Origin of the sequence: Rhodococcus sp. BP22 (assembly GCF_014281965.1) — a bacterium.
GTDB lineage: Bacteria > Actinomycetota > Actinomycetes > Mycobacteriales > Mycobacteriaceae > Rhodococcoides.
Genome location: NZ_JACFTB010000005.1, coordinates 95,863 through 109,918, shown reverse-complemented (window position 1 = coordinate 109,918; position 14,056 = coordinate 95,863). Strand labels below are relative to the sequence as shown.

Genomic DNA, 14,056 nt, shown 5'->3' with positions numbered 1-14,056 from the left:
GTTTACCCCGAAAATTTCTATTACTCGAAAGGTTTTGTGGCTAAGAATACAGTCGCCTTCCTGTTTTTCGTTAGCTGTTCACACATCAATTTTGGATACTTCGGCCCGAGCAGCCTCGGCCGCCGCGACCTCCTGGGCATAGAGCACACCGAAGGTAAAGCCGTTCTCCCCCGGAGTCACCCCTGCCTTCCGTCCGAGGTCGAGCAGCTTCTGCGCAGCGACGACCGCGTCCTGATGCTCGCCGAGCACTTCCTGGACCGCCTTGTATCGCTCGATCCGAGCCGTCGCGTCTTTCTTCCCGACGATCGGGAAGATCAACTCGGCGGCATACCTGGCACGTTTTCCTGCCTTGCGGGCCCCATGCAGTGCTACGTCGTCACCCCCGGCTACTGCTGCGGCGACGCGCCTGCGCACCTTATGTCCGGACTTGCGCGCAAGTCGATCGAGTTCATCGGCGTCGACGTCCTCGGCCCCGGCCGCTGCCGGGAATGCGCGCGAGAGGTTACCGAGACTCGTCAGCAGGGCCCGGTAACGATCCCCGTCCAGCTCCGTCGCGATGATGCCTCGGTGGCGAACCTGTTCGGCCAACAGATCATTCTCGATGCGCGCGGCAACCGGGCCCAGAACCAGCTCCGGCGGCAGCTCGTGCACCGCGTCGGACAAGCGGGCACGCAGCACTTGTCTGTCCCTGACCTCACCGAGAAGTCCTGCATACCAAGCCAACTCGGAATCCAGAATCGAAGCCACGTCCTCGTCGAACAAGGCACCGAACACACGCAGCGTGCTCCGGTAGCGTCGGATCGCAACGCGCGTGGAATGGATCGGGTCGAGTCCCCGACGCAGGTACACATCGCCGGCGAAGATGGCTTGCGCCTGCTCGTCGAGGTATGCCGTCAGGACCCCGAGCTCGGGCACCTGAGTCTCCTTCAAGTTCACAGCCAACGCGCGATGCAGCTTCGACGGGTGCGCGCCGCGCTGAGCCCCAGCGGTGAGCAGCGCCTTACCGAAACGCTTCAACGTCGCTTCCGACCCCGCCGCACCCAACTCGACTTCCAGCTCGCGCCATCGGTGGTCGGGGACGCCTTCTGCTTGGACGTCGACCGAATCGTCGGCGAGTTCGGCGAGCACGGATCCGTCCGAGGAAGTGAATACATGCCGTCGACGCTTCGAGGTCAGGGTGGCAACGGGGACCAACGTTTTCCCCAGGGCGACGCCTGCGAGCATGCTCGCGAGCTCTGCCGGGACCTGCGCGTCTTCACCGCTACCGAGTGGCAGCCGGATCTCGGTGCGTGCCTTGTCTGCGGGGACTTTCACGTGCCAGCCCGTGTCGGTGTCTCCGCGCCGACGCCGCAACGTGATGCCGCGCCGGAGTAGATCGAGATCGGGTGTGTCGAAGTAGCTGCTGATCAGCTCCACCTCCGACATCTCGATCGCTCCGCCCTTCGGGATCAGGTCGGTGAGCGAGGGAAGTAAGAATTCCGAGGGGACGTCGTATTTGTCCTCGCGCTCGGTCTGTATCGAAGCCATGTCCGTCAGTGTGCCGGACATGGCAGATCAGTCGACCGGTGACTGGACGAAGTTCAGGTACGCCTTCGACGGTGTCGGGCCTCGTTGCCCCTGGTACTTCGAGCCGGTCGCCGCGCTGCCGTACGGGTGCTCGGCCGGGCTGGACAACCGGAACAGACACAGCTGGCCGATTTTCATTCCGGGCCAGAGCGTGATCGGGAGGTTCGCAACGTTGGACAGCTCCAGGGTGATGTGGCCGCTGAAACCCGGGTCGATGAATCCGGCCGTCGAGTGCGTCAGCAACCCGAGGCGACCGAGCGAGCTCTTGCCTTCGAGTCGTCCCGCCAGGTAGTCGGGAAAGGTCGTCAGCTCGAGCGTCGAACCGAGCACGAATTCTCCGGGATGCAATACGAACGGCTCGCCCTCGGCGGGTTCGACCAAAGTGGTCAGCTCGTCCTGCTGCTTCGACGGATCGATATGGGTGTACCGGGTGTTGTTGAACACGCGGAAGAGCTTGTCGAGGCGTACATCGACACTCGACGGCTGAACCATCGAGTCGTCGAACGGCTCGATCCCCAAGTTGCCGGTGGACACTTCGGTACGGATATCGCGGTCGGAGAGCAGCACACCCCGCAGGCTATCGCGCCCACCGCTGAGGTTCAGCGGTGGCCGTGCGTGGTGGCCGCCGCTTTCGTCACTTCACCTTGCCGAAGAACGGTACTTACCCGCAATAATGATCAAGTTCAACCTCGGATGGGGCTGAAGTTCGAGGTCAGGGGGGAATAGGAATGCGCGAGATACGAAGTCTCGATGCGCTCGTCACCGAGGTCGCCTCGGACCTCATCGGTGTCGATGCATCTTCGGTATCGACCGCATACACCCGAGTGCTGCGTACACTCGTCGAGTTCTTCGATGTCCACGCCGGATACCTTCGACACACCGACCACCGGAATCGATCAACGGTAATGATCGCCGAATGGCCTCCGAGACCTGATGCGCCCGAGCCCGATCCACTCGGCATCGTCTATTTTGCCGACTCCGACGCGGCCTTCGCCGCGTGCGAGCATCTGGTACACCCCAAAGTGTTCCGCCGACCGACCGACAACGAGGAACTTCGCCAGCGAATCGAAGCAGCCTTCGGATACACCGTTGCCTCCATGGCGGTAGTTCCTCTCGTCCAGGAGAAGTCGATCGGATGGGTCGGCCTCATCAAAAGCTACGACCGCACGTGGTCCGAGGGAGAAATCAACGCACTCGTCGCCATCGCGTCGATGCTCACGCAGGTTCACGCCCGCATCCAGGCCGAGGAATCGCTGCGCCTCGCCGCCGAAAGCGACGCCCTGACCGGGCTGGCGAATCGGAGAGGGTTCACCGATGACCTTCTCCGTCGCCTTTCCTCCGACGCCGGACCTGTCGCCCTGCTGTTCCTCGATCTGGATCGACTCAAAGCCCTCAACGATTTCTACGGACACTCGGCGGGCGACGAATACCTCCGCGCGCTGGCCGACACACTCCGAGCGGTCACACCGGAAGCCACCATCGCCCGATGGGGCGGGGACGAGTTCGTCATCGTCATGCAACCCTCGATGCTCGACGGCAAGCCGACGTCGCCGTACAACGTCGCGCTACGAGTCCTCGACGCAGTGGCCGCCACGCGGGTAACGATCGCCGGCGACGAAATCACCCGCACCGCAAGTATCGGTGTCACCACCGCAACCCCTGGAGTGGGACGCGTCGACGACATCATCGCCAACGCCGATCAGGCTGCGCTGGTAGCCAAGCACCGGGGCGGAAACAGTGCCGTACTGTTCGATTCGGCCATCCGTGCGCGTACCGCACTGCGTAACGACGTCGAACTTCATCTCCACGATGCCATTTCGAACGGCGATCTCGTGCTGCACTTCCAACCCGAGGTCGATCTCGGAACCGGTGACATCACCGCCGTCGAGGCACTCGTGCGTTGGCAGCACCCCACCAGAGGCATCCTTCCCCCGAGCGACTTCATCGATATCGCGGAGTCCTCCGAACTCGCAACCGGGCTGGGCCGTTGGGTGCTAGTCGACGCCATACGTGCCTATTCCGACTGGGCATCTCGTATCCCGGGGCTCGACATCGTGCTGCGCGTGAACATCTCACCCGCGCAGCTCCTCGCCCCCGAATTCGTCACCATCGTCGCGCAAGCACTCGACTACGGTTCCGTTCCACCGACCGCATTGTGCCTGGAGATCACCGAAAACGCTGTCGTGCAAGACACTGGCCAAACTGCCAAGATTCTGACCATGCTCCGCGAGCTGGGTGTCGGTATCGCGATCGACGACTTCGGTACCGGATTCAGCTCCCTTGCACACCTGAAGGTACTGCCGCTGGATGCCCTCAAAATCGACGGCGAGTTCGTCAAAAATCTCGATTCCGACACCAACGACCAGGCGATCGTCGGAGCCATAGCCACCCTTGCCGCAGCCTTCGGGCTCGAACTACTAGCCGAGGGTGTCGAGACCGAGGCCGCGAAATCAGCATTGCTGGCCGTGGGTTGTGATCGGGCGCAGGGCTATCTGTTCTCGCGGCCGGTAACGGAAGCGGAAATTATCGAGATGTTGGCACGGGGAGCCATCCACTGACCACTCCAGGCTCGATCGATCACAGTGGGTTAAGGTCTCGTTGGCCGGGGGCCGGAGCTAGGAGAGGGCACTGAATCGACGTCGAGATCTCGATGCCGTCGTAACCGACGTCGCGACTACCCTCATGCGCGTGGATGCCGAATCGGCCCACGAGACATACCCAGCGATCCTCCGCGGCCTGGCCTGCGAGCTGGAACTCGACTTCGCGTTTCTACGCCTGACCGATATCGATACCCGGACATGCGTTCTCGTCGCAGAATGGCCGCCGAGAATCGGAATCACCTACCCGGACCCGTCGACGGTCGCGCACCGGGACGGCCCCGACCCGATCCTCGCTCTAGCGGCAACGATGAAAGACGTCACCGTAGTGTCGGCGGGAGACATTGCCGAACAACTAGACGGGCTTGCGCCCGAAAGGGTTCCGCTCGTGGTGATCCCGCTGGTCTCCGGAGGCGTCGGCGTGGGGGCTCTCGGCTTCGCCAAGGCTGCCGGGCGCGCCTGGACCGACTGCGAATTGAGCTCGCTACGATCGGTCGCTGAGTTGATGACGCAGCTGCAAGCGCGAGTGAACGCGGAGAACCGTTCCCGCTTCGTAGGCTCGCACGACGATCTCACCGGGATGTCGAACCGCAGAGCACTGTTGGACCACCTGAGCGCGCGCCTGGAGGAACCCCGGTGCGGCCCGGTAGCAGTGCTGTTTCTCGACCTCGACCAGTTGAAGTCGTTGAACGACTTCCTCGGCCATCTGACCGGCGACGAATACATCCGCGACGTCGCCGACATCGTGCGCGAAGAACTGGGATCCGAGGATGTGATCGCCCGGTTGGGGGGTGACGAATTCGTCGTCGTACTCGCAGGCCCGACAGATGAATTCGTCGCCAACTTGGCAGCCGAAGCGATACTGAAGGCAATCGACGGAATGGACATGCCCCTCGCAGATCTGCGTCGCCGCGCCCGGATCGGCATCATGATGGCCCAACCCGGTCGCATCACGGCCGAACATGCCTTACGGTGCGCGGACCAGGCTGCGCTCTTCGCGAAGATCGGCAGTACCGACAACATCGAACACTTCACCGAATCGGTGCGAGCACAGAGCGAACTGCGAAGCGACGTCGAAGTGCACCTGCGTGACGCGATCGAAGGCGACGCCCTCGTTCTGTACTACCAACCCGAAGTCGACCTCGGCAGCGGAAAGATCACCGCGGTGGAAGCTCTCGTCCGATGGCAACATCCGGTACGCGGACTCCTACCGCCGAGCGCTTTCATCCCCGTTGCCGAAGCGACCAACCTCGCACCGGAATTGGGGAGGTGGGTACTGGACACAGCGTGCCGCACATTGTCCGAATGGAAGTCGACGTTGCCGTCCCTCGACATCTCAATACGCGTCAATGTCTCCCCCGCCCAGCTCGTCGAACACGACTTCGCCGGAACGGTCGAGGCAGTACTTCGGCGCTACGGAGTCGGAGGCCCACAATTGTGCCTCGAAATTACCGAGGTAGCCGTCGTCAACGACGTGGACCGCACTCGAAAGACACTTCAGAGCCTGCACCAACTCGGCGTTCGCATCGCCATCGACGACTTCGGAACCGGTTACAGCGCACTGTCACATCTGAAGGAACTCGAGGTCGATGCGCTCAAGATCGACCGCTCCTTCGTCACCGACCTCGGAGCAGGTGACGCCAACGACCTCGCCATCGTCGAATCCGTCGTCGGGCTCGCCGACGCCTTCGGACTCGATGTCATCGCAGAAGGCGTCGAGACCACAGCGGCGGTCGACGTCCTCCTCGCGCTCGGATGCACACGGGCGCAGGGGTACCTCATTTCCCGGCCGGTTCCCGCTGCCGAGACGCTCGAACTCCTCCGCGCCGGGACCATCCAGTTCTGACTGCCGACGGCGGCTGATAGAGTATGTTCGCGCGGCCTCAGGGCCGCCAAGCCGGTGTAGTTCATTGGTAGAACGCGACCTTCCCAAGGTTGAGAGGCGGGTTCGATTCCCGTCACCGGCTCATTTGTGACAACAACCCAAACAGGATAAAACCTGATTTCGGTTCGATAAACATGATTTCCGTCCGAAAGATCTACGGACGATATCCCCTGAATCACGCATTTCTTCTGTTTTCCCATTCACCTCGTTGATATCGAGTCCTTCGTGCTAAACCTTCTGACGTGCTTGTTGTTTCCCCCGACAATTGCCATGACAGGAATAGAGCATGAACTGGATTGCATTGTTGTTGTCCGCATTGATGTGGACACCCGGGGCGCCCCCTGCCCCCACTCCCACCCCGACTCCCACCCCGACTGCACCGGTTCCGACCACAACCACTCCCCCTCCCGCACCACCGGTACAAGGTGGGGTGCTGTGGGAAGACGCGTTCAACGGAACCGGAGCCGTCGACGCCAGCAAGTGGACATTCCAAACCGGCAGGTGGGGTGCAAGTTCCGGTGAGCAGCAGTACTACACCAACTCGACGTCCAACGCGTCGATGAGCAACGGTGCCCTGCAGATCACCGCTCGGCGCGAGAATCCACCCGACGGGGTGCGCGCACCCGACAACATCACGAGCGCACGCGTCGTAAGCTTCGGAAAACAATCCGTAACCCCGCCAGTTCGAATAGAAGCATCCATAAAGATGCCAAGAGCCGCTGGTTTACTTCCGGCATTCTGGTTATTGGGATTGGAACCGGGACATGAATACGATTGGCCGCGTCAGGGTGAAATCGACGTCGTAGAGATTCCGGGAACCAATGGACCGTCTTTCAATCTGCATGGTCCATCACGCAGCAATTCTTCGGTGGACGTCAAGGCCGGCGGCGACACCGCTCCTCTGTCCGACGCTTTTCACACCTACCGCGTCGACTGGCTGACCGACAGGATTACCTGGTTCATCGACGGGGTAGCCAAGTATTCGCTGACCAAAGCCCAGTACGAAGCGAAGGGCGGCAACTGGACTCCGTTCTCGGGCGCCTTCCCGCACTACGTGCTTCTCAACGTGGCAGTCGGCAACAACTGGGTAGGTAATGTCCCCGCCTCGACGCCGTTCCCGCAGACGATGAGTGTCGACTGGATCAAAGCGAGCCGAATTTCCTGACCGAGGTCACGTTTGTGAACCATCCCACCAACTAGCCCCTTCCATTGGGACATAACACACAAATGGGCATAGCATCCAGAAGGGAAGTAACCAAAGTCGAGGTGTGGCATGAAATTTCGTCTCGCGCTGAGCTTCAGCGCTGTCTGTGTTGCCTGCTCCGTAGTGGGAATGGGAGTCGCGTCGGCTGCGCCGGTGATTCCGACGACACCGGGACCAGGGCAATCCAACCACGCTGATGCGATCAGATACTCCGCGGAGAATTCCGAAGCTGTCCCACCGGGGGTCAATGATCCCGAATGTGTTCCTATGCCCGAACACTCGGAACCGGTGATCCTGGTCCACGGAACCGATGCCACGGCATACTCCGACTGGGCCGGTCTCGGGCCGGCGCTGAAAGCTGCGGGGTACTGCGCGTACGCGTTGAACTACGGTGCGTCACCGGACGGGACGAGTTACGGCTTCAGCGACATCGCCGGCAGCGCTGAACAACTGAAAGAATTCACCGATTCGGTACTCGCCTCGACGGGCGCAATTTCGGTGAACCTCATCGGTTACTCCCAGGGCGCTGCGGTCACCCGCTACTACACCAACCGTCTAGGCGGGGACGCCGTGGTGGACAAGTGGATCGGCATCGCCTCACCCACCTACGGCGGCACTGCGTACGGCACCTCCCGTGTACTGCAAGCAGTTCCGGGCGGAACGACACTCGTCGCCGGCGAGTTCGGGCCGGCACTCGTCGAACTACTGCAGGGTTCGGACTTTCTGAACCGACTCAATGCCGGCGGCGACACCGTCCCCGGCGTCGAGTACACCAACATCGCCACACGAGTCGACGAGACTATTCAGCCCTATACCAATGCGCTGCTTCGGGACCCCGGTGCCACGAACATCGTGATCCAGGACGTCTGCCCGCAGGACAACGTCGCACACTTCACCTTCACCTACGATCCGACCGCCATCGGGCTCGTTCTCGCCGCCCTCGACCCGTCCGCCGGGATCGTCGCACCCTGTGGTCCGGTCCCACTCGGTGCCGGAATTCTCGACGTCGTCATCGCGAGCAACCAGTAACTCACGGAACACCGCTGAGATTCGCGGCCGACAACTGATAGGCACGCAGACCTACGTACAGTTCCGAGCACTGAATCGGGTCGAGAAAGTCCCGACCGGTCAGCTCGCCAATCCGCCGCAAGCGATACAGCACGGTGTTGCGGTGGTAATGCAACCGCGACGCGGCCTCGCTGGTCGACCCTTTGGAGCCGAACCACGCATCCAGAGTCGCCAGCAGGCTGTCCCGCTCCCCGTCGGGAAGGTCGAGCAAGCGGCCGAGGATCTGCCGGGTAGCCGCCTGCGCACTGTCCGGATGCCGAGCCAGCATCAACGGCACCGGAACCGCATCGAAGCGAGTCAGCGCACTGCCATCCACCCGCGCACAGGTCCGCGCCAACCTGGCCTGCTCGACGGCCGTCGGCATTCCAGCCGGTGACGAGAATCCGGCACTGACCCCGATCGCCGCATCGGTGACGCCGTTGTCGATACAGCCCAGAACCTCTTCGAGGAGAGCATCCGACGTCGCGAACAGCAGGCCGAGGGTGCCGTCGACTTCGGAGTCCCACACCGCACCGATGCCCCGCGTCGACAGTTCGACATCACGTGAGTCCGCGGAGACGACGACGAACGATCCACGATCGGGAATTCGGAAGGTCCGCACTGCGTCGGCCACGGCAGCCGGGTTCGAGACATGATCACCGAACAGTGCCCGCACCAGCCGCCGTCGGGATTCCGCATCCTGCTCGGACAGTGTGTCCACCGTCGAGCGATAGGCCTCCGCCGCGGCGTCGGAACAGACGTCGACGAGCGCCCACACCTGCGCTGCCATCTCGAGCAGGGCTCGCGAGGGTTCTCCGTCGGACCGATTCATCAACTCTTCCCAGATGAGTCGACCGCCCAGCCGAAACGCGTGCAGCAACGCGGCGAGCGGGACACCCTGCTCGGCCTTCAATCGCCCCGTCGCGTGTGCCGAAGACAGATCCGGTGCGCCGTGACCGGCTAGGCAACCGATCATCGCGCGCAGATTCTCCCGGCAGGCACTGCGCAACTCGTCCTCGGTCAACAGCGAGGCCTCGAGGTATCCGTGCTCGGCGTCGAGTATGCGGTGGACCAACGTCTCGGCCAGCATCTCCGTCGAGTCGAGGAGTGGCGCAGCGAGGTCGTTCGACGCGAGCACGGTGGTCGCGGTACTGGTTGCCATGGTCGAAGCGTAGTGCCGCACCCCGACGCCACGCCAGGACCAATTTGTGCTGCCGCACAAATATGTGACCGACTTGGAGAGCGCGGGCCTATAGCGCTCACGGCCGAATGAGACGACAATCACATCAGAACTGGACGCACGCGCACACCGAGCAAAGAGACGAGCCACCCCCTTGACCGATCGAATCGAACCCGACCTGCACATCGCGCTCACCCCCGAAGACGAGACGCACCGCCTGGTCGACGCCGCACTCGAGGAGTTGAGCGCAGGCGAGAAGAAGTGGGCGAGCCTGACATTGGCAGCACGTCGGGCGCTGCTCGAGCAGGTGCGAGACCTGACCGTCTCGCACGGCACCGAGTGGGTTACCGCCGCGTGCTCGATCAAGGGCCTCGACCCGACGTCGTCACTCGTCGGTGAGGAATGGATCTCCGGCCCCTACGCATTCGTCAGCGGCGCAGCCACCCTCGCGCACACTCTGGCTGCCCTCGAATCGGGCACCAGTCCGATCGCCCAGGCGCACTTCGGTTCTGCACCCGGTGGACGCACCACAGTCCAGGTACTGCCGTTGAGCATCTTCGACTCGCTGCTGCTCAACGGATTCAGCGCCGACGTATGGCTGAAACCGGGAATCGACGCCGACACCGCCAAACGCACCGCAGGCCTGGCCCAACGCGATCCCGCGCACACCAAGGGAATCGGCGTCGTACTCGGCGCCGGCAACATCATGTCCATTGCGCCGCTGGACACACTGTACGAACTCTTCGCACACAATCGCGTCGTCGCGCTCAAGCTCAACCCGATCACCGACCCGTTGTTGCCGGTGCTGAGGAAAGTCCTTCGGCCGCTGATCGACGCCGGCGTCGTCCGCTTGCTCACCGGCGGAGCCGAGGCGGGCACCTACCTGGTCAACCACGACCTGGTCGATCACGTACACATGACCGGTAGCTCGATCACCCACGACGCCATAGTCTTCGGACCCGGACAGACCGGCGCCGAACGCAAAGCCGCCAACGACCCGATACTGACCAAGCCGATGACGAGCGAACTCGGCGGTGTCTCACCGACCATCGTTCTCCCCGGCGAGTGGAGCACAGCCGACATCGAATTTCAGGCGGAACACGTTGCCACACAACGCCTGCACAACAGTGGCTACAACTGCATCGCATCACAGGTGGTCGTGCTGTCCTCCAACTGGAGCCAGCGTGACCAGTTCCTCGCCGCACTCCGCAAGGCACTCGACTCGGCGCCTTCCCGTCGCGCGTACTACCCAGGCAGCGACACCCGAGTAGCAGGCGCCCTGGAGAACTACCCGAAGGCCTCGCGGCTCTCCGGCGGACGCGTCCTGATCGACGACATCGACCCAGGCAAAGAAGCGTCACTACTGGAGACCGAGTACTTCGCACCAGTGCTCGGCGTCATCGAACTCCCCTACGACGGAGATCAATTCGCCGCCAAAGCAGTGACCACCGTCAACGAAAAGTTCATCGGTACCCTGGGGGTCAACATCATTGCCCACCCCAAGACCATCGATCGACTGGGCACGAAGTTCGACTCGATGCTGGCCGAACTGAACTACGGCACGATCGCAGTGAACGCCTGGACCGGAGTCGGATTCCTCACCGCCGCCGCGTCGTGGGGCGCGTTCCCGGGCCACACGATCGACGACGTGCAGAGCGGAATCGGCATAGTCCACAACGCACTGCTGATCGACGGTGCCGAACGCACCGTAGTGCGCGGACCTTTCCGTCCATCTCCTCGCTCGCTGATCAACGGCGAATGGTCGATCTCCCCCAAGCCGCCATGGTTCGTCAACAACCGAACAGCCGCGACCACCGGCCGACTGTTGACCGGATTCGCCGGAAAACCCTCCTGGACAAAGCTTCCTGCCATCTTCGCCTCCGCGTTGCGCGGCTAGAGACAAAGGTACATTCTTCTATGTCACAACCAGCTATCGTCGATTACGTAGTAGTCGGTGCCGGATCCTCCGGGGCAGTACTCGCCAATCGGCTCAGCGCCGACCCGCGCCACACCGTCGTGGTCCTCGAAGCGGGACCGGAAGACAAGAACAAATTCGCCCACATCCCCGCGGCCTTCTCCAAACTGTTCCGCAGTGACGTGGATTGGAACTACGACACCGAACCGCAGCCAGAACTGCGGGACCGCAGCATCTACTGGCCCCGCGGCAAGATGCTCGGCGGGTCCTCGTCGATGAATGCGATGATGTGGGTTCGCGGGTTCGCAGCCGACTACGACGAGTGGGCCTCCCTGTCGGACTCCTCGTGGTCGTTCGAGAACGTCGTACCGTACTTCCGGAAGATCGAAAGCATCGAAGCTACAAAGGAACTCGACGCGGGCACCGGTGGGCCGCTGATCGTGTCGAACCAGCGCAGTCCGCGCGCGTTGACCACCTCATTCCTCGACGCCGTCCAGGAAGCGGGATACCCCGTAGAATCCGCCAATCGTGCCGAGCCCAAGGGCTTCTCGCAGACCATGGTCAACCAGAAACGCGGTGCCCGCTGGAGCACTGCCGACGCGTACCTCGCACCGATTCGCAAGCGGCCCAACCTGACCATCCTCACCGAAGCACAAGCAACGCGCGTCGTCTTCGAAGGGTCCGCCGCCGTCGGCGTCGAATACACCAAGGACGGGATCACCCACACCGTCCGCGCCGCCAAGGAAGTCATTCTCGCCGGGGGTGCAATCAACACGCCACAATTGCTGATGCTCTCGGGCATCGGCGATACAGCGCAACTGGCCGCACACGGCATTGCCGTGCAGCACCACGCACCGGAGGTCGGTAAGAACCTGACCGATCACCTGTGCGCACTCATCGGCTGGCAGACCGAATCCGATTCACTGTTCCATGCCGAAAAAATCCCGCAGCTCGTCAACTACCTGGCTCGCCGACGCGGCATGCTCACCTCGAACGTCGCCGAGGCCTACGGATTCATCAAGAGTCGAGACGAAGTACCGTTCCCCGACCTCGAGCTCATCTACGCCCCCGCTCCGTTCTTCGACGAGGGGCTCATCGCCGCGGACGCCCACGCCGCCGTCATCGGGGCAGTGCTGCTCAAACCCGTGAGCCGCGGTGAGATCGGTCTTCGTTCCGCCGACCCACTGGCCAAGGCCGTCATCGAACCCCGCTACCTCAGCGATCCCGACGGCGTCGATCGGCGCGCGATGATCGAGGGATTGCGGGCATGCACGACAATCGCCTCGCAACCCTCCCTCAAGAAGCTGCTCGGCGACATCGTCCGACCACGCGTGAAAGCAGACACCTCGACCGAGGACCTGCTGACCGAAGCCCTCGAACAAAACGCACACACCCTCTACCACCCAGTGAGCACCTGCCGGATGGGCAACGACAGCTCGAGCGTCGTCACTCCGGATCTGCGGGTCCGTGGCGTCGACAACCTACGGGTCGCGGACGCGTCGATCATGCCGACGATCATCCGCGGCCACACGCACGCGCCGAGCGTGCTGATCGGCGAAAGAGCCGCTGACCTGGTGCTGCGCTGAGGATACGGGTCACATACCCGTCGCCACCGGCCGAGCCGGATCGCCTGACCAGTGTGACCACGACCCGGGATAGAGGGCGGCATCTATCCCGGCGATGGCCAGCGCAGCCACCTGATGGGCGGCCGTGATGCCGGAGCCGCAGTACACCCCGACCTGCGGCTTCACCCCGCCGAACCGTTCGCGGAGCGCTTCCGCCGTCAGAAATCGCCCGTCCGCGTCGAGGTTGGCGCTGGTCGGAGCACTGATCGCACCGGGGATGTGGCCGGCGCGCGGATCCACCGGCTCGTACTCGCCCGAGTACCGTTCGACGGCCCGCGCGTCGAGCAGCGTTCCGGACTCCGCGAGCGCGGCCGCTTCCTCGGTCGTGAGCGTCGGCAAATGTCCCGCGCTGAGCTCGACATCTCCTGGCGCCGACGCGACCTCCTCGCCCGCGGAGGTGTCGTTGCCTGCGGCGATCCAGGCAGCCAGACCGCCGTCGAGCAGGGTTACCTCGTCGAAGCCGGCCCACTTCAGCAGCCACCACGCTCGCGCCGCGGCAAGGTTGCCGGTGTTGTCGTAGACGACGACGGGTACACCGTTGGTGACGCCCCAGCGGCGTGCGGCCGCCTGAAGCCTCTCGATGGAGGGCAAAGGATGCCTGCCCTCGGAAGAGGCGGGTTCGGCGAGTTCGTTTTCGAGGTCGACGAATACTGCGCCCGGGATATGTGCGTCGCGGTAGTGCCGGCGACCGTCCGAATCTCCTAGCGCCCAGCGAACATCGAGCACTACGGGCGGAACGAGGCTCAGTGCGGACTTCAGGTCGGTGACATCACGAGTCTCCTGTGGCATGCGTGAATTTTGCTCCACTATTGCTCAAAATCGACGGAAACCCGCCCACTCGGACTGAAAGTGGAGCAAAATTCACGGCATCAACCAAACCGGACCGCCGGTTACGGGGGCTTAGGTAACGGTCCGGCAACGGTCACGTATCGAACTCGACTCGGGCCTACTACGAATGTTCGGATCGGACATTCTGCCCATATTTCCGTGTTTGTCCGTGAGAACATTTGCCTACCAAGGTGATTTGCCGTGCTGTT

At 62.8% G+C, this 14,056-nt stretch carries 10 protein-coding genes and 1 tRNA gene; 7 read left to right on the top strand and 4 right to left on the bottom strand.

The features are described 5' to 3' along the window. Positions 1-78 precede the first annotated feature (78 nt). Positions 79-1,527: a CYTH and CHAD domain-containing protein gene (locus tag H2510_RS12290; RefSeq protein WP_186628603.1), complete on the bottom strand. Its 1,449-nt coding sequence runs from the start codon at positions 1,525-1,527 to the stop codon at positions 79-81. A gap of 27 nt (positions 1,528-1,554) precedes the next feature. Beyond that, a complete protein-coding gene (gene dcd, locus H2510_RS12285) occupies positions 1,555-2,133 on the bottom strand; it encodes a dCTP deaminase (protein ID WP_186628602.1) in 579 nt (192 codons plus the stop codon). 161 nt (positions 2,134-2,294) lie between these two features. Here dcd and H2510_RS12280 point away from each other — a divergent pair, with 161 nt between their 5' ends. The 5 genes from H2510_RS12280 (at position 2,295) to H2510_RS12260 (ending at position 8,281) form a co-directional block, all read left to right on the top strand. Next, complete coding sequence (locus tag H2510_RS12280; protein WP_186628601.1) at positions 2,295-4,124, top strand: bifunctional diguanylate cyclase/phosphodiesterase; 1,830 nt, start codon at positions 2,295-2,297, stop codon at positions 4,122-4,124. Between the two features lie 124 nt (positions 4,125-4,248). Next, positions 4,249-6,009: a bifunctional diguanylate cyclase/phosphodiesterase gene (locus H2510_RS12275; RefSeq protein ID WP_186628600.1), complete on the top strand. Its 1,761-nt coding sequence runs from the start codon at positions 4,249-4,251 to the stop codon at positions 6,007-6,009. A gap of 50 nt (positions 6,010-6,059) precedes the next feature. Continuing rightward, positions 6,060-6,130, top strand: a tRNA-Gly gene (locus tag H2510_RS12270). A gap of 204 nt (positions 6,131-6,334) precedes the next feature. Beyond that, a complete protein-coding gene (locus H2510_RS12265) occupies positions 6,335-7,213 on the top strand; it encodes a glycoside hydrolase family 16 protein (protein WP_261392900.1) in 879 nt (292 codons plus the stop codon). 108 nt (positions 7,214-7,321) lie between these two features. Continuing rightward, positions 7,322-8,281: a triacylglycerol lipase gene (locus tag H2510_RS12260; RefSeq protein WP_186628599.1), complete on the top strand. Its 960-nt coding sequence runs from the start codon at positions 7,322-7,324 to the stop codon at positions 8,279-8,281. Between the two features lies 1 nt (position 8,282). On the opposite strand, the gene H2510_RS12255 is transcribed toward H2510_RS12260, so the two are convergent. Further along, on the bottom strand, positions 8,283-9,461 hold the full coding sequence (locus tag H2510_RS12255) for a CdaR family transcriptional regulator (protein ID WP_186628598.1): 1,179 nt from the start codon (positions 9,459-9,461) through the stop codon (positions 8,283-8,285). A gap of 202 nt (positions 9,462-9,663) precedes the next feature. On the opposite strand from H2510_RS12255, the gene H2510_RS12250 reads away from it, so the two are divergent. Beyond that, the gene (locus H2510_RS12250) at positions 9,664-11,376 is read left to right on the top strand and encodes an aldehyde dehydrogenase family protein (RefSeq protein WP_186628881.1); all 1,713 of its coding nucleotides are present in this window, start codon (positions 9,664-9,666) and stop codon (positions 11,374-11,376) included. Between the two features lie 20 nt (positions 11,377-11,396). Beyond that, positions 11,397-12,980 (top strand): GMC family oxidoreductase, encoded by a 1,584-nt coding sequence (locus H2510_RS12245; protein WP_186628597.1) that lies wholly within the window; start codon positions 11,397-11,399, stop codon positions 12,978-12,980. A gap of 9 nt (positions 12,981-12,989) precedes the next feature. On the opposite strand, the gene H2510_RS12240 is transcribed toward H2510_RS12245, so the two are convergent. Beyond that, a complete protein-coding gene (locus H2510_RS12240; RefSeq protein WP_186628596.1) occupies positions 12,990-13,808 on the bottom strand; it encodes a sulfurtransferase in 819 nt (272 codons plus the stop codon). Positions 13,809-14,056 lie beyond the last annotated feature (248 nt).